The organism is Proteus sp. G2669 (assembly GCF_009915245.1).
Classification (GTDB): Bacteria; Pseudomonadota; Gammaproteobacteria; order Enterobacterales; family Enterobacteriaceae; genus Proteus.
The window spans coordinates 245,898-269,237 of record NZ_JAABLX010000017.1 but is presented as its reverse complement, the minus strand read 5'-3'; the positions used below and the strand labels follow the sequence as shown (position 1 = coordinate 269,237).

The 23,340-nt window shown below is 39.1% G+C and carries 21 protein-coding genes; 17 read left to right on the top strand and 4 right to left on the bottom strand.

Annotation, left to right across the window (positions count from 1 at the left end):
• Positions 1–81 precede the first annotated feature (81 nt).
• The 14 genes from sfsA (at position 82) to fbpC (ending at position 15,087) form a co-directional block, all read left to right on the top strand.
• Positions 82–792, top strand: a complete 711-nt coding sequence (sfsA, locus tag GWI68_RS04800; RefSeq protein ID WP_166539537.1) for a DNA/RNA nuclease SfsA — start codon at positions 82–84, stop codon at positions 790–792.
• A 196-nt stretch (positions 793–988) separates the two neighbouring features.
• Entirely contained in the window at positions 989–1,444 is a 456-nt protein-coding gene (gene dksA, locus GWI68_RS04795; RefSeq protein ID WP_023580786.1) for an RNA polymerase-binding protein DksA, read from the top strand.
• Positions 1,445–1,498: 54 nt separating this feature from the next.
• Positions 1,499–2,410, top strand: a complete 912-nt coding sequence (gluQRS, locus tag GWI68_RS04790) for a tRNA glutamyl-Q(34) synthetase GluQRS (protein WP_109407922.1) — start codon at positions 1,499–1,501, stop codon at positions 2,408–2,410.
• 37 nt (positions 2,411–2,447) lie between these two features.
• Positions 2,448–4,058: a polynucleotide adenylyltransferase PcnB gene (gene pcnB, locus GWI68_RS04785; RefSeq protein WP_166539536.1), complete on the top strand. Its 1,611-nt coding sequence runs from the start codon at positions 2,448–2,450 to the stop codon at positions 4,056–4,058.
• A complete protein-coding gene (gene folK / locus GWI68_RS04780) occupies positions 4,051–4,545 on the top strand; it encodes a 2-amino-4-hydroxy-6-hydroxymethyldihydropteridine diphosphokinase (RefSeq protein ID WP_166539535.1) in 495 nt (164 codons plus the stop codon). The genes pcnB and folK overlap by 8 nt, the downstream gene beginning before the upstream one ends.
• Before the next feature lie 362 nt (positions 4,546–4,907).
• Entirely contained in the window at positions 4,908–5,699 is a 792-nt protein-coding gene (panB, locus tag GWI68_RS04775) for a 3-methyl-2-oxobutanoate hydroxymethyltransferase (RefSeq protein ID WP_109407924.1), read from the top strand.
• A gap of 43 nt (positions 5,700–5,742) precedes the next feature.
• Complete coding sequence (gene panC, locus GWI68_RS04770) at positions 5,743–6,594, top strand: pantoate--beta-alanine ligase (protein WP_166539534.1); 852 nt, start codon at positions 5,743–5,745, stop codon at positions 6,592–6,594.
• A 32-nt stretch (positions 6,595–6,626) separates the two neighbouring features.
• Positions 6,627–7,007: an aspartate 1-decarboxylase gene (panD, locus tag GWI68_RS04765; protein WP_036932765.1), complete on the top strand. Its 381-nt coding sequence runs from the start codon at positions 6,627–6,629 to the stop codon at positions 7,005–7,007.
• 226 nt (positions 7,008–7,233) lie between these two features.
• Complete coding sequence (locus GWI68_RS04760; RefSeq protein ID WP_166539533.1) at positions 7,234–7,866, top strand: response regulator transcription factor; 633 nt, start codon at positions 7,234–7,236, stop codon at positions 7,864–7,866.
• A gap of 1 nt (position 7,867) precedes the next feature.
• Positions 7,868–9,424, top strand: coding sequence for an MASE1 domain-containing protein (locus tag GWI68_RS04755; protein ID WP_166539532.1), 1,557 nt, complete (start codon positions 7,868–7,870; stop codon positions 9,422–9,424).
• 67 nt (positions 9,425–9,491) lie between these two features.
• On the top strand, positions 9,492–10,844 hold the full coding sequence (uhpC, locus tag GWI68_RS04750; RefSeq protein ID WP_347877517.1) for an MFS transporter family glucose-6-phosphate receptor UhpC: 1,353 nt from the start codon (positions 9,492–9,494) through the stop codon (positions 10,842–10,844).
• Between the two features lie 2 nt (positions 10,845–10,846).
• A complete protein-coding gene (locus tag GWI68_RS04745; RefSeq protein ID WP_109392034.1) occupies positions 10,847–11,878 on the top strand; it encodes an ABC transporter substrate-binding protein in 1,032 nt (343 codons plus the stop codon).
• Positions 11,879–11,952: 74 nt separating this feature from the next.
• Positions 11,953–14,031, top strand: a complete 2,079-nt coding sequence (locus GWI68_RS04740) for an iron ABC transporter permease (RefSeq protein WP_166539530.1) — start codon at positions 11,953–11,955, stop codon at positions 14,029–14,031.
• Positions 14,032–14,046: 15 nt separating this feature from the next.
• Positions 14,047–15,087 carry a ferric ABC transporter ATP-binding protein gene (gene fbpC, locus GWI68_RS04735; protein ID WP_166539529.1) on the top strand — a complete coding sequence of 347 codons (1,041 nt, stop codon included), beginning with the start codon at positions 14,047–14,049 and terminating at the stop codon, positions 15,085–15,087.
• Between the two features lie 243 nt (positions 15,088–15,330).
• Here the strand turns inward: fbpC and GWI68_RS04730 are convergent, their stop codons facing one another.
• Both GWI68_RS04730 and dsdX read right to left on the bottom strand, forming a co-directional pair.
• A complete protein-coding gene (locus GWI68_RS04730; protein WP_166539528.1) occupies positions 15,331–16,659 on the bottom strand; it encodes a D-serine ammonia-lyase in 1,329 nt (442 codons plus the stop codon).
• 12 nt (positions 16,660–16,671) lie between these two features.
• Positions 16,672–18,009, bottom strand: a complete 1,338-nt coding sequence (dsdX, locus tag GWI68_RS04725; RefSeq protein ID WP_109407932.1) for a D-serine transporter DsdX — start codon at positions 18,007–18,009, stop codon at positions 16,672–16,674.
• Positions 18,010–18,232: 223 nt separating this feature from the next.
• On the opposite strand from dsdX, the gene dsdC reads away from it, so the two are divergent.
• On the top strand, positions 18,233–19,177 hold the full coding sequence (gene dsdC / locus GWI68_RS04720) for a DNA-binding transcriptional regulator DsdC (protein ID WP_109407933.1): 945 nt from the start codon (positions 18,233–18,235) through the stop codon (positions 19,175–19,177).
• Positions 19,178–19,195: 18 nt separating this feature from the next.
• Positions 19,196–19,852 carry a hypothetical protein gene (locus tag GWI68_RS04715; protein ID WP_166539527.1) on the top strand — a complete coding sequence of 219 codons (657 nt, stop codon included), beginning with the start codon at positions 19,196–19,198 and terminating at the stop codon, positions 19,850–19,852.
• A gap of 75 nt (positions 19,853–19,927) precedes the next feature.
• On the opposite strand, the gene GWI68_RS04710 is transcribed toward GWI68_RS04715, so the two are convergent.
• Together GWI68_RS04710 and gss are read right to left on the bottom strand one after the other, a co-directional pair.
• Positions 19,928–20,281 carry a hypothetical protein gene (locus GWI68_RS04710; RefSeq protein ID WP_166539526.1) on the bottom strand — a complete coding sequence of 118 codons (354 nt, stop codon included), beginning with the start codon at positions 20,279–20,281 and terminating at the stop codon, positions 19,928–19,930.
• 86 nt (positions 20,282–20,367) lie between these two features.
• The gene (gss, locus tag GWI68_RS04705; RefSeq protein WP_166539525.1) at positions 20,368–22,245 is read right to left on the bottom strand and encodes a bifunctional glutathionylspermidine amidase/synthase; all 1,878 of its coding nucleotides are present in this window, start codon (positions 22,243–22,245) and stop codon (positions 20,368–20,370) included.
• Between the two features lie 598 nt (positions 22,246–22,843).
• Between gss and GWI68_RS04700 the strand changes: the two genes are divergently transcribed.
• Positions 22,844–23,131, top strand: coding sequence for a helix-turn-helix transcriptional regulator (locus GWI68_RS04700; protein ID WP_036932801.1), 288 nt, complete (start codon positions 22,844–22,846; stop codon positions 23,129–23,131).
• Positions 23,132–23,340: the final 209 nt, after the last annotated feature.

Here is a 23,340-nt window from a genome sequence, read left to right as displayed (position 1 = left end):
GCTCCATGACTCATTAACTTTCTCGGCTTGGCATTGTAGCATTAGCGCTTTATTAAAGATCGTATTTTCATCGGAGTTGTCATGAAATTTGAGCAACCGCTACAATCTGCCACTTTACTAAAACGGTATAAGCGTTTTTTAGCAGACGTTGTTACCCCAAATGGGGAAGAATTCACGCTTCATTGCGCCAACACAGGAGCAATGACAGGATGTGCGACTCCCGGTGATACGGTTTGGTATTCCACATCTTCAAATGCAAAAAGAAAATACCCCCACAGTTGGGAGCTTACACAGACTCAAACTGATGATTGGATTTGTGTAAATACATTAAGAGCGAACGGTATTGTTGCAGATGCCATTGAAGCGGGTGATATTCCAGAATTATCTGAATATGAAGAGATAAAACGAGAAGTCAAATATGGGAATGAGAATAGCCGTATTGACATTTTACTTAAATCAAATCATAAAGTTGACTGCTATATTGAAGTGAAGTCAGTCACATTGTTAGATAACGGAATGGGTTATTTTCCTGATGCAAAAACTCAACGCGGCCAGAAACATCTTCGAGAGTTGACGGCTATCGCAAAATTGGGTTTAAGGGCTGTCTTATTCTACGCAGTTCCCCATACTGGCATTACGGAAGTGACTGTTGCTAAAGAGATTGACCCTGACTATGCTTCATTGCTAAAAGAAGCGCATGACGCAGGGGTTGAAATCTTGTGTTATCGCATCAATATTAGTGAATACAATTTAACAATTGGACGGCAATTACCTTTTATTTCAAATGGTTAATTGATTTTCATGGCTTTAGTTAATCATTTTTTAACTAAAAAGGGACATTTACTTGCGTGCCTTCACACCATGAGAAAACTTATTAAAGGAATAATTGCTATCCTCGCGGGCATCTGCTATTTATAGCGCCCTATTTTTTCCCCTTCCTGTTTTGAAGGTGGGGATTATTCAGAAATGCGTATGTAGGAGAAGCATTATGCAAGAAGGGCAAAAGCGTAAAACATCGTCCATGAGCATTCTCGCTATTGCTGGCGTTGAGCCATATCAGGAAAAAGCGGGCGAAGAGTACATGAACGAAGCCCAATTAGCGCATTTTAAGCTAATACTTGAATCTTGGCGCAATCAGCTCAGGGATGAAGTCAACCGCACCGTTACTCATATGCAAGATGAGGCGGCAAACTTCCCCGATCCCGTTGACCGTGCTGCACAAGAAGAAGAATTCAGTCTTGAGCTGCGTAACCGTGATCGTGAACGTAAACTCATTAAGAAAATCGAGAAAACACTGAAAAAAGTTGAAGATGATGACTTCGGCTTCTGTGAATCTTGTGGCGTTGAAATCGGCATCCGCCGTTTAGAAGCTCGCCCTACCGCCGATTTATGTATCGACTGTAAAACATTAGCTGAAATCCGTGAAAAGCAGATGGCTGGCTAATTGATGAGCCAACGCCTCAACCTGATACGTTGAGGCGTTTATCTGAATCTTTCGATGCACGAGATTACAGACTATATTGGGCGTTTTGCGCCATCACCAACGGGTCAACTTCATTTTGGCTCATTGGTTACTGCACTTGGTAGTTATCTTCAAGCTCGCGCACACCACGGGCGTTGGCTCCTTCGCATCGATGATATTGACCCTCTTAGAGAACCCCCCGGCACGGCATCCTTAATTATTCGCACATTAGAGCGTTATGGATTGTTTTGGGATGGTGATATCCTTTATCAATCACAACGCCATGATGCTTATCATGAAATACTGTCTGCACTTTGGCGAGAAGGTGTCTGCTACCACTGCCAGTGTAGCCGCCATCGTTTACATGATTTGGGTGGTGTATATGATAATCATTGTCGTCACCACGCTCCATTAGCGAATAGCGATACACCTTTTGATAAAAACAGTGCATGGCGATTGATCCAGCAGCACCCTGTTTATCATTTTGAAGATATGATCCAAGGTACTTATTATTCTAAAAGTACATCTATCGTACTAGAAGATATGATTATTCACAGAAAAAATAACTTATTTGCGTATAATCTAGTGACGGTGATTGATGATAGTTATCAAGGTGTGACCGAAGTGGTGAGAGGTTCTGATCTACTTGATCCCACATTGCGACAAATCAGTTTACATAAACAACTGAATTTACCTATTCCGCGTTATGCTCATTTGCCTTTAGCAATAAATCATGACGGTAATAAATTATCGAAGCAAAATCACGCGCATGCGTTGCCAGATACTGATCCAAGACCCGTCATTATCGATGCTTTACAATTTCTTAATCAGCCGATTATTGCTGGCTGGCAGGATTATTCGTTAGCATCATTGTTAGAGATTGCGACTGCACAGTGGTCACCTTCTGAGATTTTAAAACAAAATCATCAGCAACAAGGATACGAATAAACCACACAAAGCATTCTCAAAAAATGTTCAGTAGGCTATGATTAGCCGCTTAATTTTTTTAATTATTAGAATTTATTATTCGAGGTGTCATATTTTTAATCGAGTAGCACATTTCTGCCGTAATCTGCTAGGGCGACAAACAACGTCATCAGACACACAACCGGTAGCAAGTGAAAGGCCAGTCACAACTGCATCTGACCGACCAATACAAGAAACACAGAAACCTGTGCGTCGGCGTCCTGCTATATCCGCAGACCGTCCCCGTAAGAAAAAGAGTAATAAAGAAAAGGCGAACGGGAGTGATTTGCCAATGACAGTGATCCCAAGAGATCAACACCCAATTTCACGTAAAGACATCAGTGACAATGCATTAAAAGTGCTTTATCGCCTAAATAATTCTGGTTTTCAGGCTTATTTAGTCGGTGGTGGTGTCCGTGACTTATTACTGGGAAAAAAACCAAAAGATTTTGATATTGCCACAAATGCAACCCCTGAGGATGTACGTCGATTATTCCGCAACAGTCGTTTAGTCGGTCGTCGTTTCCGCCTTGCACATATCATGTTTGGCCCTGAAGTGATTGAAGTGGCTACTTTCCGTGGCTCTCATGAAGATCATGAAATTTCAGACAACAACCAATCACAGCAAGCACAAAGCGGCATGTTACTGCGCGACAATATTTTTGGCTCCATTGAAGAAGATGCCATTCGTCGTGACTTTACATTAAACAGCCTTTATTACGGTGTTGATGATTTTGCTGTACGTGATTACGTTGGCGGTTTAGCGGATCTTAAAGCAGGCATTATTCGTTTAATTGGCGATCCTGAAACGCGTTATCGCGAAGATCCCGTTAGAATGTTAAGAGCCATTCGCTTTGCCAGCAAATTGGATATGCAAATTGCGCCTGAAACCGCAGAGCCAATTAGCAGACTCGCCCCTTTATTACGTAATATTCCATCGGCTCGCCTTTTTGAAGAGTCACTAAAATTATTACAAACAGGGCAAGGCTATAAAACATACAAACTCATGTGTCGCCATCAGTTGCTTGAGCCGTTGTTCCCGCTAATAGCATCAAAAATGACAGAACAACATGATACGCCGATGGAGAGAATGCTGGATCAAGTTCTCAAAAATACAGACTATCGTATTAATAAAGATATGCGTGTTAATCCGGCATTCTTATTTGCGGCAATGTTGTGGTATCCATTAATCGAACATGCAGAGAAATTAGTCCAAGAAAGTGGTCTTTCTTACTATGATTCTTTCGCTATGGCGATGAATGATATTTTAGATGAACAATGTCGTACGATTGCAATTCCAAAACGTATTACCACCATGATGCGTGATATCTGGCAATTACAGCAACGTTTACCTAAACGCCAAGGTCGTCGTGCAAATAAACTGCTTGAGCACCCTAAATTCCGTGCAGCGTTCGACTTACTGGAATTACGTGCCAATGTACAACGTAATCCAGAACTTGAAGCGTTAGCGAGTTGGTGGGCAGATTTCCAAGCCTCTAACAATACACAACAACGCTCAATGGTCTCAGAATTAGGTCAAGCACCGGTTCGTAGACGCCCTCGTCCACGTAAGCGTCCTCGCCACCCAAGTGCAAAGCCAGCATCAAGACAAGAGAACAATAATGAGTAAACAGACAAAACGTGTTTATATCATTTTAGGTAGCAATTTGAATTCACCTGAAGATCAGGTAAATTCAGCAATTAAAGCAATCAGTGAGATCCCACAAACCACACTGATTGCTCAATCTTCCTGGTATCGTACTCGCCCTATGGGGCCACAAGATCAACCAGATTTTCTTAATGTTGCCATTGCTGTCGATACAACTTTGGCGCCAGAAACCTTGCTTGATAACACTCAAGCGATTGAATTAGCACAAGGTCGAGTTAGAAAAGAAGGTAACCGCTGGGGCCCTAGAACGCTAGATCTCGATATCATGTTATTTGGTGATGACGTGATCCAAACTGAGCGTTTAACCGTGCCTCATTACGGACTAAAAGTCCGTGAATTTATGCTCTACCCATTAGCTGAATTAGCACCAGACCTTCGCTTTCCTGATGGTGAGTTATTAGCAGATAGATTAGCTTTAGTGCCTGAAAATGGCATGGAAAAGTGGTGATACCACGTAAATCCTCTATTAAAGCTAAAGGTTGATACTGTAAAAAATAAACACGGTATCAGCCTCTATCTCACGGCTACACATTCACTGTATTATAACCCCATCTTTATGACCTCCTCGCTATTTGAGTGATTGTCGCTTTATCCCTACCAATAACCAATTGATATATATAACTTTATCTTATTAATTGTTCTTTTTTATTGCTCACTTAATTACTTTTTCTTCGTTTTTAGCCCTTAAATGCTACAATCGAAAGCGGCTTTATATTGATGATTTAAAAATCTTCTTAATAAACAAATAATTATGTGAAGCATTTTATTTTATCTGCACACAAAAAACCAACAATGATGGAGTTTGTTATAATGAAACCCACAACGCTTTCAACACTAAATCGCTATAAGCAAGAAAAGAAAAAATTCGCTACGATCACCGCTTATGATGCAAGTTTTGCTCGCCTTTTCGCACAAGAGGGTATTCAGGCCATGCTTATTGGTGATTCATTGGGAATGACGCTACAAGGCCATAGCAGTACATTACCGGTTACGGTTGAACAAATCGCTTATCACACACGTTGTGTTAGAGCTGGTGCGCCGAACGCTTTTTTAATTGCTGATATGCCATTTATGTCTTATTCAACCCCAGAACAAGCTTGCCTTACTGCTGGTATTTTGATGCAAGCAGGTGCGAATATGGTAAAAATCGAAGGAGGAAGTTGGCTAATTCCTACTGTTAAAATGCTGACAGAACGTGCAGTTCCCGTCTGTGTTCATTTAGGATTAACACCTCAATCTGTTAACGTATTTGGTGGCTATAAAGTTCAAGGAAGAGAGAGCGATGCGGCAGAGCAATTAAAGCAAGATGCTATCGCCCTTGAAGAGGCTGGTGCGCAACTGACTGTATTAGAATGTGTTCCAGTGGCTCTCGCAAAAGCGATTACAGACGCGCTAACGATGCCAGTTATTGGTATCGGTGCTGGGAATGTTACTGATGGACAAATTCTTGTTATGCATGATTTATTAGGCCTGACACCTCAAGCACCTAAGTTCTCAAAAGATTTTTTACAAGAGGCCGGCTCACTAAAAGGAGCTGTTAGCCTTTATGTTCAGCAAGTAGAACAAGGCCTATTTCCACAAGAACAACATTCATTTAACTGATTTATCATTTCAATTTATAAACATCGTTTAAAGGAGTCACGCCGTGCTAATTATTGAAACTACGCTTATCTTACGCAGAGAAATCAAGCGATTAAAGCAAGAAGGTAAACGCATTGCATTGGTTCCAACAATGGGTAATCTTCATGAAGGCCACCTGAAATTAATTGAAGAAGCCCGTCTTCATGCAGATGTGGTTATCACATCTATTTTTGTTAACCCACTTCAATTTGATAGAGAAGCGGACTTAGCAAATTATCCTCGCACCTTACAAGAAGATTGCGAATTACTCCGCGATAAAAATGTCGATATTATTTTCGCTCCTTCAGCGAAAGAGATGTATCCACATGGCATGGAAAACCAAACAACGGTTGATGTGCCTGTACTTTCTACAGTATTGGAGGGTGCAAGCCGTCCTGGTCATTTCCGTGGTGTTACAACGGTTGTTAGTAAGCTCTTTAATCTTGTACAACCTGATATTGCGATGTTTGGTGAAAAAGATTTCCAACAACTGCAAATTATCAAGAAGATGGTAAGTGATTTATGTATGGATATCAGCATCGTTCCTGTTGCTATTGTACGTGACAAAAATGGGTTAGCGCTAAGTTCACGTAATCGCCTATTATCTGACAAAGAAAAACAGCAAGCCCCTGCACTTTATCAAGCAATGCAAGAAATTGCTGAACAATTAAAGTCAGGCAACCATGATGTTAATCAGCTACTTCAAAATGCAAAAAATACCTTAGAGCAACAAGGTTTTCGTGCTGATGAGTGTTTTATTTGTGATGCAGATACACTCACGCCATTAACGGAAGAAAGTCGCCACGCGGTTATTTTAATGGCTGTATGGCTAGGTAATACTCGCCTTATTGATAACCAGCAGGTTAATCTTATTTAATACTCATCATTAGAAAAATAGGAAACACAACAATGCTACGCACTATGTTACAAGGCAAACTTCATCGCGTAAAAGTGACACAAGCCGATCTTCATTATGAAGGCTCTTGCGCGATTGATCAGGATTTTATGGATGCCGCTGGTATTCTGGAAAATGAAGCGATTGATATTTATAACGTAGATAATGGTGAACGCTTTTCAACTTACGCAATTTGTGCGGAAAGAGGCTCACGAATTATTTCAGTCAATGGTGCAGCTGCGCGTAAAGCCGCCGTTGGCGATCGCTTAATTATTTGCTCTTATGTGCAAATTCCTGATAGTGATGCGCGTAGCCATAAACCCAATATTGCGTATTTTGAAGACAACAATGAAATGAAGCGCATAGCCAAAGCTGTACCGGTTCAAGTTGCTTAATTAATAAAATATTACCCATTTCCCATAGGCAGAGGTTCCCTGCTTATGGGAAACAAGAACAATAAACAACCTATTGTTATTATCTGCTTGTCACGATTCACCTTGTGAAAAACGAGATATAAGATTCAAAACCGGGTTTCTTCTCCGTTTTTCCTCGCTTATCTTCCTGTAGCTTGTTATAAATCAGATAAGTATTATCTGACTACTCTCTGACTAATAAAAAATTATGATAAAAGTTGCTTTAGTAGATGATCACATTGTTGTGCGCTCTGGTTTTGCACAACTCCTCATGCTAGAACCCGATATTCACATTGTGGGTGAGTATTCTAATGGGCAAGAAGCATGGCCTTATTTAGCGCATGATGATATTGATGTTGCCGTCATGGATCTCTCTATGCCGGGTGAAAGTGGTTTACAACTACAGAGCCGTTTAAAACAAAAACGTCCAGATTTTCGCACGATCATTTTAAGTATTTATGATACCCCAGCCTTTGTTCAAAGCGCACTTGATTCAGGTGCTCGTGGTTATTTAACAAAGCGTTGTGGCCCTGAAGAATTAGTGCAAGCAGTACGCGCTGTACATCAAGGTGGCTGTTATCTTTGCTCTGATGCTATGAAAGCATTACGACATACCCCTGAGAAAGAAGATGCTTTGCATACATTAACGCCCCGTGAAAGAGAAATTTTCAACCTTTTAGTCCAAGGCGTTAATGTCAAAACAATTGCTGTACAACTTAATCTTAGCCATAAAACTGTACACGTTCATCGTGCTAATGTACTGGGTAAATTAGACTGTGAAACAACCATCGATTTAGTCCACTTCGCCTTAAAAAATCAGTTGATCACAGGATCGCTGTAACATGAAAAGAGGACTGCGTTTTCTTCTTCAATCCCTCTTTTTATTACTCACCTACTCTTTACTTTGGCTATCACTTTGGGTGATTGGTTTCTATTTAAGTAAAAATGGGCAACAAGCTGCCCTTTTCTTACCTCAAGGTCTGCGATTAGCCTTGATTATTTTACTTTGGCGGCGCTTTTGGCTACCGATGTTATTCGCCGAATGGGGGCTTTATTACTGGCTAACGCAAGAGCAATTAATTACCCATGCTATTATTTATCTTTCTCCATTATTAAGCCTAATTATCGCCTTAGAAGTTCAACGTATTTGGTGGCGGTATCCACTCTACTGGCAACGCTTAACCTTGTTAATTGGCGCTGTTGGCTTTAATAGTCTGTTACAAGCCTTTATTCTTGGCTTTTTTATTAATACCACCAGCGGAATTTTTCTGACCTCAGTCACCGGTGGCATATTACTCGCACCTTTTGTTTTTTTACTTTATGAATATCTTCGTGAATTACAAAGTCGAGCGTTAATCTCTGATGGAACACCTGATCCTCCGTTAAGAACATCATTATTAATGTGGGGATTTCTATTTTGCCTTATTGGATTAAGCGCACAGTTTTTTTTAACACCAGAAATAGAGCGCTTATTAGTTATTCTCGTTTTTATTCCTAACGTCTTTATGGCCTACCGTTATGGTTGGCAAGGTGGCGTATTATCGGCATTACTCGGAAGTTTAATTATTACCTTTGCTCGCCAAGTAAACGGCGCATTTAATGACTTACGTGAATTAGAAATGTTCTTAACCACTCAAGCTATTATTGGTATTGGTTTAGGGATAGCAATAAGTCGCCAACAGCAATTAGCCCATAATTTACGTCATTATCGATTACGCCTAGAGCAAGAACTTCAAGCCAGACGTGAATTGATGGAGCAATTGGTTCATACCGAAGAAGATGTGAAAAAAGCGATTGCACGCGAGTTACATGATGAAATTGGACAAAATATTACCGCAATCCAAATTCAATCAATGCTAATGAAGAAAACAGCCAATAACGATAAAACGCGACAAACTGGTGAACAAATAGAACGTCTGGCATTACAAATTCATCAATCTACACGTCAACTACTCCGGCAATTGCGCCCCCCTGTTTTAGAAGAAATGTCTCTTGAAAAAGCCCTGCACCATTTAATCAACGAATTTGCCTTCAATGACAATGGCATCACCTGTAATTTTAATTATTCATTAGATAAAGAGCCTGAAAACGAAACTATAATTTTTACCCTTTATCGTTTGGTACAAGAGTTATTAAATAATATTAGTAAACATGCCAATGCAACCTATATTGAAGTTTCGTTAACCCAAAGCAAAAACCGTCTACGACTGATCATTAGCGATAATGGCATTGGTATGCTCCCCACATCATTATCAACACAACAAAGTAGCGGTTTTGGATTACGTGGCATTGAAGAACGCATTCGCGCTTTAGGCGGAGAATGGGAAGTGATAAATCATCATGGTACGAAAATAATTGTTAACTTACCCACAAATTCAAAAGAAAACAGTGAAAACTAAGAATAAGTCTTAGTCATCTACAACCTTATCTCATTCTTTTTCGCGACATTTTTTTTACATTTGCAACATCAAAGAGGATGTTATGTCAGGTAAAAATTCGGCATCAATAAATAAGACCTATAACTTTTGGCGCAAAAACTTAATGCTGTCGATGATTATCGGTTATGCCACTTTCTATCTCACACGTAAAAGCGTCAACTTTGTTATGCCCGTTATGCAGGTTGAATTGAATTTAGATAAAGGAGATATCGGTTGGATAGCCAGCCTTTTTTATCTCACTTACGGCTTATCTAAATTTGTTTCCGGTATTTTCCATGATAAATGGGGATACCGCTGGTTTATGGGTGTGGGATTAGTGATGACAGGCATTATGAATATTATTTTTGCCTATTGCCTTTCGTTTCCTGCACTGCTTTTGGTCTGGGCACTAAATGGTTTCTTTCAAGGATTTGGCTGGCCTCCTTGTGCAAGGTTATTAACACACTGGTATTCACGCAATGAACGTGGTTTCTGGTGGGGATTATGGAATATCTCAATCAACCTTGGCGGGATGAGTCTTCCTATTTTAACTGCGTGGCTAGCGACGCATTATAGTTGGCAAGTCGCACTGCTTGTTCCCGGTATTATCGGCATTATCATCGGATTGTGGCTGTGTGTGCGATTAAAAGGTACTCCTGCAGAAGAAGGGCTTCCTACTGTGGGTGTGTGGCGGCGAGATGTTTTTGAATTACGTCAAGAGCAGGCTTCTCCCCCTAAACCCATGCTAACTATTTTGAAAGAGAGCATTTTATTTAACCGAATGATTTGGTTGCTAGGATTTTCTTATATTTTGGTTTATCTCATACGTATGGCGATAAACGATTGGGGAAATATCTGGTTATCAGAAACACATGGCGCCAACTTATTGAGTGCTAATGCCATCCTCTCTTTATTTGAAGTGGGGGGGTTATTAGGGGCGCTATGTTCAGGTTGGGGCTCGGATCTCTTATTCCGAGGCCAACGAGCACCAATGATATTGCTGTTTTCACTCGGACTTTTTACCGCAGTGGCAGCGCTTTGGTTAATTCCAATTCATCATTATGCACTACTCGCAGCCTGTTTTTTTAGTATCGGTTTCTTCGTGTTCGGACCACAGATGTTAATCGGGCTTGCTGCAACAGAATATTGCCATAAAAACGCAGCAGGCACGGTAACTGGCTACTTGGGATTGTATGCTTACTTAGGGGCTGCAATGGCAGGTTGGCCATTAAGTCAGGTCATGGCGCATTATGGTTGGACTGGGATGTTTGCATTATTAACCAGTGCTGCGGCCTTAATGGGACTACTGCTAATGCCATTGTTGATTGCTGATGTCAGCAAACAAGAGCATTTAGTAGGCCCTCTTTCATTTTCCGATGACGACACATTTAAAAGGTTCTGAACATGAAATTGAAAACCCTCTCTACACTTGTTGCTGCAGGTCTGGCACTTTCTGCTGTTAGCTTATCAACCCACGCTGCAGGTCGCTTAGTGGTTTACTGTAGTGCGACAAATGCAATGTGTGAAGCTGAAACAAAAGCCTTTGCCGAAAAATATGATGTTAAAACAACTTTCGTTCGTAATGGTTCGGGAAGTACTTTAGCTAAAATTGAAGCTGAAAAACGTAACCCACAAGCTGATGTTTGGTATGGTGGAACGATGGACCCTCACTCTCAAGCAGGTGAAATGGATCTGTTAGAACCTTATGTTTCACCAAATCTTGATCAGATAATGCCACAGTTTCGTGATCCAGCTAAACGCAAAGGTAACTACTCTTCTGCAGTTTATGTCGGTATCTTAGGCTTCGGCGTGAATAAAGATCGTTTAAAAGAAAAAGGGATTGCTATTCCAACTTGTTGGAAAGATTTAATCAAACCTGAGTATAAAGGTGAAATTCAAATCGCCGATCCACAAAGTTCAGGAACTGCTTATACCGCACTGGCAACCTTTGACCAGTTATGGGGCACTGAACAAGCCTTTGATTATCTGAAGAAAATCAATACTAATATCTCTCAATACACCAAATCAGGTATTGCCCCAGCGCGAAATGCAGCTCGTGGTGAAGCCGCCATTGGTATTGGTTTCTTACATGATTACTCATTAGAAGTTGAAAATGGTGCACCGCTTGAATTGATTTCACCTTGTGAAGGTACAGGCTATGAAATCGGAGGTGTCAGTATCATCAAAAATGCCCGTAATATGGATAATGCTAAATTATTCGTAGATTGGACACTCTCAAAAGAAGCGCAAGAAATTAGTTGGAAAGAAGGTAAATCTTACCAAATCCTAACGAATACCTCTGCAGAGTCTTCACCAATGGCACTGAAATTATCAGACTTAAAACTCATCAACTACGACATGGATAAATATGGCGATAGTGAAGTGCGTAAAGAGTTGATTAATAAGTGGGTAACCGAAGTAAAAATGGGTAAATAGCTCATTAACAGAGCGAGATAATCTCTCGCTCTCTTTTTCACATAATAATAAATACATTTACTCTCGGGGGATTTATGTCTCACACACTCGCTTTACCTGAAAAAAAGAGGCGGGATCCCATATTTTTATGGATCCTAATTGCTTGGATGGCTTTTGCGTTACTGCCGTCATGGAGCCTTGATTACGGTCTTTTAGATTCTACAGCAGATGAATTAATCACCTCTTACGGTTGGAGTAGTATCAATATCAGTTGGCTCTGGTTTGTATTACCAAGTTTACTGCTCTTTCGTTCATTAAACGAACCTAAGCGTGAGGTTCGTTCTCGCCACTATTTTGATGCAAGTTTTGCCTTACTTTGTGCTGTTATTACGATAGTTAGTGCAACGCTTGAAGGACGAGGTTTAGGTTACTCTGCGATCATCCTCTTTATTTCTCTGGGAATGATCATGAAAACCGCCTTAACACGCTTGGAATGGCTTGGTGGTGATAGCTTTGTTATTGGTTCTTTGATAGCCGTTGTTGCACTGATTGGCGCTTTTATTATCTTTCCTAGTATCGCTATTTTTATTCCGATGTTTAAAGATAGCGCAGGCAATTTCGCTCCATTTGAATTTATTGCTATCTTAAGCCAAGCTCATATTGTACAAGTGATGCTCAACTCCATAATGCTCTCTATTGCTGTGGGGATAGGTTGTACTTTCTTTGGTTTAATTCTAGCAATTTATACATCTCGTATTGCGGTGCGATCAGCCATTATTGGTCGAGTCTTTTCTATCTTACCTATCGTAACACCTCCTTTTGTTGTCGGTTTAGGGGTCACACTTATGATGGGGCGCTCTGGTTATGTGACAGAGTTTCTTGCCACTTATGCAGGGCTTGAAAATACCAACTGGTTATACGGCTTTACAGGGATTTGGTTGGCCCAAGTTCTCGCCTTTACCCCAATGTCGTTTATGATTTTAGACGGTGCCATTAAAACCATTCATCCTTCATTAGAAGAAGCGTCTTACACCTTAAGAGCCAACCGTTATCAAACCTTCTTTAACGTCTTTATGCCGTTACTTAAGCCCGCGTTAGCCAATGCATTTTTAATTGTGATTGTGCAATCTCTTGCTGACTTCAGTAACCCATTGGTTTTAGGGGGTAACTTTGACGTTATCGCCACACAGATTTATTTCTATATCACAGGTTCTCAATTAGATTATCAATCAGCCAGTACATTAGGTGCGTCACTGTTAGTTTTCTCACTATTAGTGTTCTGCGTACAGTATATGTGGATTGGTAAACGCTCTTACGTCACCGTATCAGGAAAATCCTATCGTGGTGATGTTCAACCTTTGCCATCGTCTTTGATTGCATTTGTAACAACTGTTCTTGGCATTTGGGTTGTGTTTAATATCTTCTTATATGGCAGTATTTTCTACGGTAGCTTTACCGTTAACTGGGGTGTTGATTACACCTTAACCCTTGATAACTTTATCAAGTTATTTGGTCAAGGAATGAGTGACGGTGCATGGCCTTCATTGTTGGATACCTTGTTATATGCAGGTATTGCTGCGCCTATTACAGCCATTCTTGGATTGTTAATCGCCTATATCGTCGTGCGCCAAGACTTTAAAGGTAAGAAAAGTATTGAGTTCACAACAATGCTTTGTTTCGCTGTACCAGGGACTGTTGCGGGTGTCTCTTATATTCTTGCGTTTAACGACTCACCGTTCTATTTAACGGGCACTGCGGCGATTGTGATTATCTCTATGACAATGCGTAATGTGCCAGTAGGGATACGTGCAGGTATTGCGGGATTAGGCCAAATTGATAAATCGCTTGATGAAGCCTCTTTAAGCTTAAGAGCAAATTCAATGAGAACGATTTTCTATGTGCTATTACCGTTATTGCGCCCAGCTATTTTGTCTGCGCTGATTTATAGCTTTGTGCGTGCAATTACCACAGTCAGTGCCATTGTTTTCCTTGTTACACCAGATACACGTGTTGCAACTGCTTATATTTTAAACCGTGTTGAAGATGGTGAATACGGTGTCGCAATTGCCTACGGCTCGATTTTAATCATCGTCATGTTGGCAATTATTTTCTTATTTGACTATTTGATTGGCGAAGCCCGTGTTTCACGCTCTAAAGCCAAAAATGCACAGTAATACGGAGTATAAATCATGACACAACAACATTTCGTTGAACTGAAAAATGTTATTAAGCGTTTTGGCTCTAACACAGTTATTGAAGATCTCAGCTTGTCTATTCCACAAGGAAAAATGGTTTCATTATTAGGACCTTCTGGCTGTGGTAAAACAACCGTTTTACGTTTAGTTGCTGGGTTAGAAAAACCGACAGAAGGTAAGATCTTTATTGATGGTGAAGATGTCACTGAACGCTCAATTCAACAACGTGATATCTGTATGGTGTTTCAGTCTTATGCCCTTTTCCCTCATATGTCATTAGGGGAAAACATTGGTTATGGCTTAAAAATGCTTGGGCGCCCTAAAGCAGAAATAAAACAACGAGTGACTGAAGCCTTAGAGCTGGTGGATTTAGCCGGCTTTGAAGATCGTTTTGTTGACCAAATTTCAGGCGGCCAACAACAACGAGTTGCATTAGCTCGCGCCTTAATTTTAAAACCGAAAGTACTGCTTTTTGATGAACCTCTGAGTAACCTTGATGCTAATTTACGTCGTAGCATGAGAGAGAAAATTCGTGAATTACAACAACAGTTTAATATCACTTCTCTTTACGTAACCCATGATCAAAGTGAAGCATTTGCGGTTTCTGATATGGTATTGGTGATGAATAAAGGCAAGATAATGCAATTAGGCTCACCACAAACTCTTTATCGCCAACCGGCTTCTGAATTTATGGCCAGCTTTATGGGAGATGCAAACTTATTCCCAGCAACATTAGGCCCTGATTATGTTGATATCTTCCAATATCGTCTACCAAAGCCAGATACATTTAACACCACTAAAACAGACGTTAGAGTTGGAGTTAGACCAGAGGCTATCACCTTATCTCAACAAGGCGATGCCTGCCAGCAATGTAAAATCGTGCATGTGGCTTATATGGGGCCTCAGTATGAAGTAACCGTCGAATGGCAAAATCAGACTTTGCTATTACAAGTCAATGCCACACAGCTTCAACCAAATGTCGGTGATAGTTATTACCTCCAAATTCATCCTTATGGCATGTTTATTTTAGAATAAACATAATATTGAATAGCATAAAAATAAGCGAGGCACCCAATGGGTGCCTCTTTTTTTATGATTATAATACTACGACATTTTCCCCTGGTGTGACATCCTGGTGTGAATGTTTGATGTAACACTTGGTTTAATCCATTGTTACTATATTATTGTTTTATATAATAATTATTGGATACTCGCACTACTCCCTTTTATTTTATATGGAACGATAAAAAACAAACCTTATCGTCCCGGATCTACGCTCTATTTTCCTTGAGCGAGATATTTTTGCATTTCATCTGCTGGAACCATACCACCACCTGTAGCCCATACTAAATGCGTTGCATTTTGCATTTTTTGACTGTCTAGTGATAAACCTTGCAGATAATCTTTAGCTTGAGTGACATGTACAGCTCCTGCCATTCCTGCTAATGCCGAAGGTTCTAACTTAATTCCTTCTTCTTTATTTAACAGACTTAGCAAGTCATAAAGCTCTTGATCATCAATAGTGTAATAACCATCAATTAAGCGCTCCATTGCACGCCCCACGAAGCCTGATGCGCGACCAACAGCCAGACCATCAGCAGCAGTCACGTTGTCGATACCAATTTCTTGTACTGAAATACCTTCATGTAACTGGGTATAAACCCCCAATAACATACAAGGTGAATGTGTTGGCTCAGCAAATAAACAGTGCACAGCATCACCAAATGCCAGCTTTAGCCCAAACGCAACACCACCAGGACCACCACCAACACCACAAGGCAGATAAACAAACAGAGGATGTTCACTATCAACACGAACACCTTGTTCTTTAAATTGACGTTTCAAACGTAATCCGGCAACGGCATAACCCAAGAATAAGGTTTTTGAGTTTTCATCATCAATAAAGAAACAGTTAGGATCTTTTTCTGCTTGTTTACGACCTTCTTCTACAGCAATACTGTAATCTTGTTCATATTCAACAACATTAACGCCATGGGAACGTAATTTGTCTTTTTTCCACTGACGTGCATCAGCAGACATATGAACGCTTACACTAAAGCCTAATTTCGCACTCATGATCCCAATAGACATACCTAAGTTGCCTGTTGAACCAACTGCGATACTGTATTGGCTAAAGAATTTACGGAATTCATCAGAGAATAATTTTTCATAATTATCATCTGTACTCAGTAATCCTGCGTTTATTGCCAATTTCTCCGCGTGCGTTAATACTTCATAAATTCCACCTCGCGCTTTAATTGAACCTGAAATCGGTAAATGGCTATCCTTTTTCAAACGCAACTGACCGCTAATGGTTGTGTTATAACGCTTTTCAAGAGCAACTTTCATCTTAGGAATATCAACCACTTCTGATTCGATAATTCCTTGAGTAACCGCTGTTTCTGGAAATGCTTTAGCTAAATAAGGTGCAAAACGTTGTAACCGTGCTTGTGCATCAATTACGTCATCTTGCGTTAAACCAACATATGGAAGTCCCTGGTCAGTGGTGGTCACTTTTGGGTTAAACCAAACCACTTCTTTTAAGTCCACTAAGTCACGAACTAGTGGAAAATTACTTATTAGTTTATTTATATCTATATGGCTCATAGTCGTTCTCTTTTATATGACAAAAGAAAGCATAAATGTACCGCCTAATGCGACAAAGGAGGCAATAAAGGTCGCGACACTGTAAAAACGAAAAGTTTCACTTAAAGTTGCATTACAATACTGTTTCACTAACCAAAACAGTGAGTCTGTGACGATGGTACAACCAATAGCACCTGAACCAATCGCTAAGGTAATAATTTCAGGGCTAATGTCTGGGTATAAAGGCATTAATGGTGCAACAATTGCAGTAGCCCCCATCATTGCAACCGTTGCAGAACCAACAGCAGCATGAAGAATAATGGCGACCAACCAAGCCAATAAAATAGGATGCATGTCCAAGTTAGAAAGAATTAATGCTAAAGATTCACTTAAACCACTGCCTTTTAGGATGCCATTAAAAGCACCACCAGCACCAATGATTAATAAGATATTGGCAATAGAGCTAAAACTATCTTCTGTTTTCTTCAATAAGATATTCATGCCCATATTACGGCGAATACCTAAAACATAATAAGCGACAAAAGCAGCAATAAACATCGCAGTAATTGGGTTACCAATAAACTGTAATGCAGTATAAAGCGAAGTACCTTTTGTCATATTTAATTCTGCAGCTGTTTTTATCAGCATCAGAACAATTGGCAATAATACTGTAAAAAGAGTAGCGCCGAGTGAAGGTAAATCTTTTTCTTCACGAACTTCCATATCTGAAAATTCTTCAGGTACGGTTTTAAACGGCAAACGCTCACCTAATACTTTTAAGAATAACGGGCCACCGACTAATGAAGCAGCTAAACCAACAGCAAGACCTGCAACAATCACGGTTCCCATATCTGCGCCCAATTCATTAGTAACAAACAGTGCGGCTGGATGAGGAGGAACAATGCAATGAACAGCCATTAATGCTGTACATAAAGGGATGGCTAATTTTAATAATGATGTATTTGTTTTTTTCGCAATAGAGAAAGCAAGTGGAATAAGCAATACCACACCAACTTCAACAAAAAGTGTAATACCACAAATAAGACCAACTAATACCATAATAACGTCTGGAGATAACCAACGACACTTTTGCAATGTAATACCGATGCGTTCTGCGGCACCTGATATTTCCATCATTTTACCAAGAATAGTACCTAAACCGATAATTGCTGCTAAAAATCCGAGTGTACCGCCAATACCATTTTCAATCGCATTCACCATTTCTAAAGGGTTCATCTTCATTGCAGTACCGACAAAGAAGCTGGCCAACAGTAAGGCTAGAAACGGGTGAAACTTAAGTTTTATTATAGTAAAAACAATGAGCAAGATACTAATTATAAGAGTACCTAGTACCCATAATGTTGAATCCATATATCCATCCCAAATCTTTTATTTATTGTTAAACATATTGAATATTAATCATTCGGCACTTACAAATGATGAAAATTTACACTAAGATGAATTCAATTAACTCAAATAAGTGATCTCAAGCACAAATAATCACATTTTGATGAGTGATAGCATGGTATTTCATCTTAACATTACCTTGATTGTTAACTAACGTTACTATCAACAATAAAATGAGAATAAAAGAATGTTTGAATCTTCTAGCGTGATTTTAAGAAATAAACGATTATCCAGTTATCAATTAGCCAGACTTCACACTTTTGAAGCAACCGGTCGTCACCTTTCATTTGCTTTAGCAGCAGAGGAGCTGTCATTAACTCCCAGTGCTATTAGCCATCGTATTAATACACTAGAAGAAGAATTAGGTATTAAGCTATTTGACCGCTTTCATCGCCGAATTGAACTAACAGAAGAAGGTGAACGCATTTATTGGGCACTTAAAAAAACGTTAGAAGACATTAACCAAGAAATTTTAGATATCCATAACCAAGAAATATCTGGTGTGCTTACCGTTTATTCACGTCCTTCCATTGCTCAATGTTGGTTAGTTCCTCGTATTTCAGATTTTACTGAACGTTACCCATCCATTGAATTAAATCTGCTCACAGGAAATGATGATATTAATTTTCGAGGCTATGGTATTGATCTCGCAATCTATTTTGATGATAAACAACTACAAAATCTTTATTGCGAAGACTTAATTTCAGAATCGATTATTCCGGTATGCAGTCCTGAATACGCCAAAAAACATGAGCTTATAAACAATATTCATCATCTCTCTAATTGCACATTGCTACATGATAGACAAGCATGGAGTAACAACTCTGATTTTGATGAATGGCGAGCTTGGAGCGAATATATGGGGCTTTCACTTTTCCCTAATCGCAGTAATATCTGTTTTGACCGTTCTGATCTTGCTGTGATTGCTGCCGTTAATCACTCGGGTGTCGCAATGGGAAGAAAGCGTTTAGTGCAGAAACAGCTGGCCAATAAAGAATTAATTATCCCTTTTGATAATAGCGAACTTTTTTGTGCTCAGCGTTATTACCTTGTCACTCGAAATGAAAAGAATAATGCCAAAGTACAGCTTTTCATTCAGTGGTTGAAAAAACAGATCAAGGAAAGCATGTAATTTCTTAAGGAGAACCCAATGAAAGAGATGACATTTTCAACACAACAGATAGTCGCTATTGCAGAATATGCTGGTTTAACCATCTTAAATAAAGAACAACTCACTGAGAATAAACGTTATATCTTAGTTGACTTATTGGATGTGAAAACAGATGAAGGGCTTTATTACGGTGCTGCAGTACTAGATTTTAGTGACGTTTATCGCAAAGCACGTATTTTAGAATTTGGCAACGAAGGCTATCAACGAGCTCAAACTCGAGAAAAACAAATCCAAGACTATAAAAATAATCGAAAAGCCCAAGAGCCAGATACCTATCAGCCCCCTATTCATCGTTATAGTCACTACACCGATTTTCAAATAAACCTAACGGCTATCTATCGTCGTTATGGTTATGAAATCGAATTTGATACAGAAACCGAAAAAGTTTGGAGCTCTTTAGATCCCGATGGCGCACTATTTGATTTACTCAAAAATGCTGATGATACACTCTCTTTATTAGAAGATTGCGAAATGTCATGCACTTATCACAAAGAGAACAAAGTGTGGTCTGTCACTTCAGTAGAAAATGACACGGTTGAACACACATCACTCAATCGAGCTATTGCTGAGTGTTTTTTATTAATGACAGATCATTATGCTGATGATTGGCCTAACATCGAAAACATTCTTTATTAAAGAATTACAAATAAAATCATTAGTTATCAATATATTACAGCTAATTATTTAATCTTTATTGCTAATAAGCAACATCTAACTCAAACACCGAAAAGCATCATACTCACGATAATAGTTAATTTCTTCAATGATCCACTGTAAGGTTTTTTGTTCAACTTGTTGAGTTTGATAAAATAATGCCAAATCACAAATCACCATCCAGCCACGTAAATTTTTATCTTCAACAGCTTTTGGCATTTCCATTTTTTCGTCATCAAGATAAATCTCATCATCCGGTAATTCTTGGATGTAATCCCAAGGAATATAATAAAAAACGGCCTGTTCTGGATGACTATTCCACATTGAAATCTCAGTATATATCCATTCATTTGACTCAAGTGTTGAAAGTGATGCCAATAACTCATCAAGGGTTAAGAATGTTTTCATCATTTTTATTATTCACCTCAACATCGACTGCTATTTAAAACAAACCCGCCAATAAAGCGGGCTATTATTAATACCAAGGTATTGTTGTCTTATTTTACTAAAAAGTGTTTATCTTCAATCACGATCAACGGTTCTATATCACTCTCTTTTTTAATTACCAGCGTAGGATCAGAACGTAAGCAACAACCGCCGTAATGACCACCAACTGTAAATGTGCAAACTTGAATATAACGATTTGCTACTTTTGGTAAACACCATAATTCCTGATAAATATTTTCTTGGTGATCAAATTGACCGTGGGTTTTATCTAACACATTTTCTTTATGATCAACTAGACCAATGTTACTGCCACAACGACCTGCTATCGGTTTAACTGCATAACCACTTTGTGCAAGATGAGGAGTCACTTTAAAATCCGTATCTAGTAAATAAGGATTATCAGGGAACAGTTGCCATAAAACTGGTAAAATTGCTTTATTACTAGGAATAAGTGTCCAAAGAGGCTCAAAAACCGTAATTTCAGGACGCAAAAGTACATCGACTAAACGTACTTCACCTTCAGGATGTCCTGTACGTATAGGAATAAGTGCTTGTTGTTCACTCTCTTCTCTGAGTTGATCTAAAGCCGTTTCCCAAGCCCATGTTTTCCAGACACATTCAACAACACGTTTATCTGCATCAATTAATTGACCACGATTATTCCAATGAAGTTCATCTAATCCACGTAGAATTTTGCTCTCATAACCGGCTTGGGTCAGTGATTGTTGCATAAAGAGTGCATGGTAATCTTCTTCACTATCATCATCTTGAAGAATATGCACAAAAGGTTTCGCATCACTGTGTTTCCAAGCATCAGCTAATGCATCAAGTAAGCGCTCACCAGGATTAAAACCTTCTTTAATTCCACTTTGTTGCGCCCATTTTTCAATAATTAAGCCTGCTTCTGTGTGGCAAGAGGCGGAGTCCGCATTATATTCATATACTTTGACACCACGTTCATCCATACAAAAATCTAATCGTCCCGTGATCATTTGATGGCGCCTGTTTTGCCATGACAAACGAATACGAGGCCATAACACGTCAGGGATATCGAACAAACGTAATAAATTATCGTCTTTTAATACTTTTTCGGTCGCATGCAAATACATCAAATGCATCTCATTGCTTGCTCGAATAAGTTCTTGTTCGGCGCTTTCTGAAATGGTGAAGTATTCGTAGCTGTTTTGATTGATGATATGACCGTGTTGCGCTAGAACATAGGCTTTTTCTAGAGGTGAGTTTTCATCTAACCATTTCCCATCGAATTGACCTTTATTTTCAAGTTTTTCAGCATGAATATTTAACAGTTTAGGTGTGATTTTAGGCTGAGGAAGACTATAAGCATTAGGTTCCGTTTGGATCATCCAACCTAAAAGCGTTGTGTTATCAAAAGTATCTTGAACAAAGTAGCCGTTATCACTGATGAGAAGCGGTAATTCTCGTGTCCATTGCTGGCCTGCGGGTAATCTAGTATGGATAACGTTTTGTTCTGCAATACGGATTTTATCTTCAAGCACTTCAGTGATCACAGCAACATGACCGGTCACTTTAAACTCACCACCTTCTTGCCAAATCAGTAAGGCACCAACCGCTGGTGCCTGCTTACCACCATTAGCAAATGCTTGGAGAGGTAATATATCGTCATCAATGGTTTTACGTAAAAAACGTAATGAGAAAATCTCATAAGCCATTCCTACATCAGTAAATACAGCGCCGTAATGCAGATAAAGGAAACGACGAGCAAACTCAACACACTGCCACTTGTGCCCCATATATTCATTGCCAATATAGCTACGGAATGAATCATTAGCGGCATAGTCTTCTTTATCGATACTACTGTAATCTGAAGAGTAAATCGCGACACCGCCAGGCGCATAACCTAGCAATGTTCCAAATGGTTCATGACGAATGATATCTTTTACATTCATAATCTCGACCTTGACGATAAATAGATAATTACCAGTAATACTCATAATCTACCTAAGTATTATAGATAACAATCTTAACGCCATAGAGTATTGGAAGTGAATGTAATTTTATTAATTTCAATAAAGTAAAAAGAGGTACGTAGCTTTAGTGCTATTTAAGAAGGAAAATTTGGTTCAAATAAAAAAAAACTCAAAAATAGCCCATCATAAAAAATATAAAAGGTATTTTCGAGTATAAACACAGTCAAAGAGGGCTTTATCATTTTTGTTATAGCCTCATTATTTACTCTTTATTAATCATAAATGCGAGTGCAAATAATGGATAAAATGGTGTTTAGGCAATATATAGCACTGTTTATCAAATTTTTCTCGATTATCCTGCTAGAAAAAAGAAGGATATCAAAATAGTTTAATAAAAATTAATATCATCTTATAGCCTGCCGGGTATAAATAATTCATCCCATTAACCGATAACACTATAGAATGGATTTTACTCATTCAAGCCGGAGTGCTTGTTTACTTTGAAGATCCATCTCAGAAACTTGATATTCGAATTATTGAATATTATTGGTGGTTGATAGGAAGAATGAGGTCACTAATGTCAAAGATTTATCCCATTTCTCAAATTATTGGGCATAAAATTCGTAAACAACGCCAGCAACTTCGCTTATCAGCAAAGGTTGTCGCTGAACGAGTGGGTATTAGCCAACAACAATTTTCACGATATGAGAATGGGCTATGTAAAATTGATGTTGATATGCTCTTTCATATTGCTCAAGAGCTAAAAGTGACACCTGCATTTTTTTTACCCCCTAATGAAGAGCAAGTTTCTGCTATCGCGCTGACACAGTCCAAACAATTTTGGAGTGCTCAAAGCCAAATTTAATATTCTTGGTATGGAAATCTTCTGTTTATCATCTTATTAAGATAAATAAGGTTTCCATTTATCACTCTTAATTTGATGTTCCTCATAGGCATTATCACTTAGAATTATCAATTCTATTTACCCTTTCTCTTTAAACCAACAAATTTTTTTCTTTTATAAAAGAAAATGTTAATACATTTTTCACTGTTTCTTTCGTAAACTTAAGCGAT

What these genes read in the sequence shown, in the direction of transcription:
- sfsA (WP_166539537.1), top strand. Translation starts at nt 82, where the DNA reads ATGAAATTTGAGCAACCGCTACAATCTGCCACTTTACTAAAACGGTAT.
- dksA (WP_023580786.1), top strand. Translation starts at nt 989, where the DNA reads ATGCAAGAAGGGCAAAAGCGTAAAACATCGTCCATGAGCATTCTCGCT.
- gluQRS (WP_109407922.1), top strand. Translation starts at nt 1,499, where the DNA reads ATGCACGAGATTACAGACTATATTGGGCGTTTTGCGCCATCACCAACG.
- pcnB (WP_166539536.1), top strand. Translation starts at nt 2,448, where the DNA reads ATGATTAGCCGCTTAATTTTTTTAATTATTAGAATTTATTATTCGAGG.
- folK (WP_166539535.1), top strand. Translation starts at nt 4,051, where the DNA reads ATGAGTAAACAGACAAAACGTGTTTATATCATTTTAGGTAGCAATTTG.
- panB (WP_109407924.1), top strand. Translation starts at nt 4,908, where the DNA reads ATGAAACCCACAACGCTTTCAACACTAAATCGCTATAAGCAAGAAAAG.
- panD (WP_036932765.1), top strand. Translation starts at nt 6,627, where the DNA reads ATGCTACGCACTATGTTACAAGGCAAACTTCATCGCGTAAAAGTGACA.
- GWI68_RS04760 (WP_166539533.1), top strand. Translation starts at nt 7,234, where the DNA reads ATGATAAAAGTTGCTTTAGTAGATGATCACATTGTTGTGCGCTCTGGT.
- GWI68_RS04755 (WP_166539532.1), top strand. Translation starts at nt 7,868, where the DNA reads ATGAAAAGAGGACTGCGTTTTCTTCTTCAATCCCTCTTTTTATTACTC.
- GWI68_RS04745 (WP_109392034.1), top strand. Translation starts at nt 10,847, where the DNA reads ATGAAATTGAAAACCCTCTCTACACTTGTTGCTGCAGGTCTGGCACTT.
- GWI68_RS04740 (WP_166539530.1), top strand. Translation starts at nt 11,953, where the DNA reads ATGTCTCACACACTCGCTTTACCTGAAAAAAAGAGGCGGGATCCCATA.
- fbpC (WP_166539529.1), top strand. Translation starts at nt 14,047, where the DNA reads ATGACACAACAACATTTCGTTGAACTGAAAAATGTTATTAAGCGTTTT.
- GWI68_RS04730 (WP_166539528.1), bottom strand. Translation starts at nt 16,659, where the DNA reads ATGAGCCATATAGATATAAATAAACTAATAAGTAATTTTCCACTAGTT.
- dsdX (WP_109407932.1), bottom strand. Translation starts at nt 18,009, where the DNA reads ATGGATTCAACATTATGGGTACTAGGTACTCTTATAATTAGTATCTTG.
- dsdC (WP_109407933.1), top strand. Translation starts at nt 18,233, where the DNA reads ATGTTTGAATCTTCTAGCGTGATTTTAAGAAATAAACGATTATCCAGT.
- GWI68_RS04715 (WP_166539527.1), top strand. Translation starts at nt 19,196, where the DNA reads ATGAAAGAGATGACATTTTCAACACAACAGATAGTCGCTATTGCAGAA.
- GWI68_RS04710 (WP_166539526.1), bottom strand. Translation starts at nt 20,281, where the DNA reads ATGATGAAAACATTCTTAACCCTTGATGAGTTATTGGCATCACTTTCA.
- gss (WP_166539525.1), bottom strand. Translation starts at nt 22,245, where the DNA reads ATGAATGTAAAAGATATCATTCGTCATGAACCATTTGGAACATTGCTA.
- GWI68_RS04700 (WP_036932801.1), top strand. Translation starts at nt 22,844, where the DNA reads ATGTCAAAGATTTATCCCATTTCTCAAATTATTGGGCATAAAATTCGT.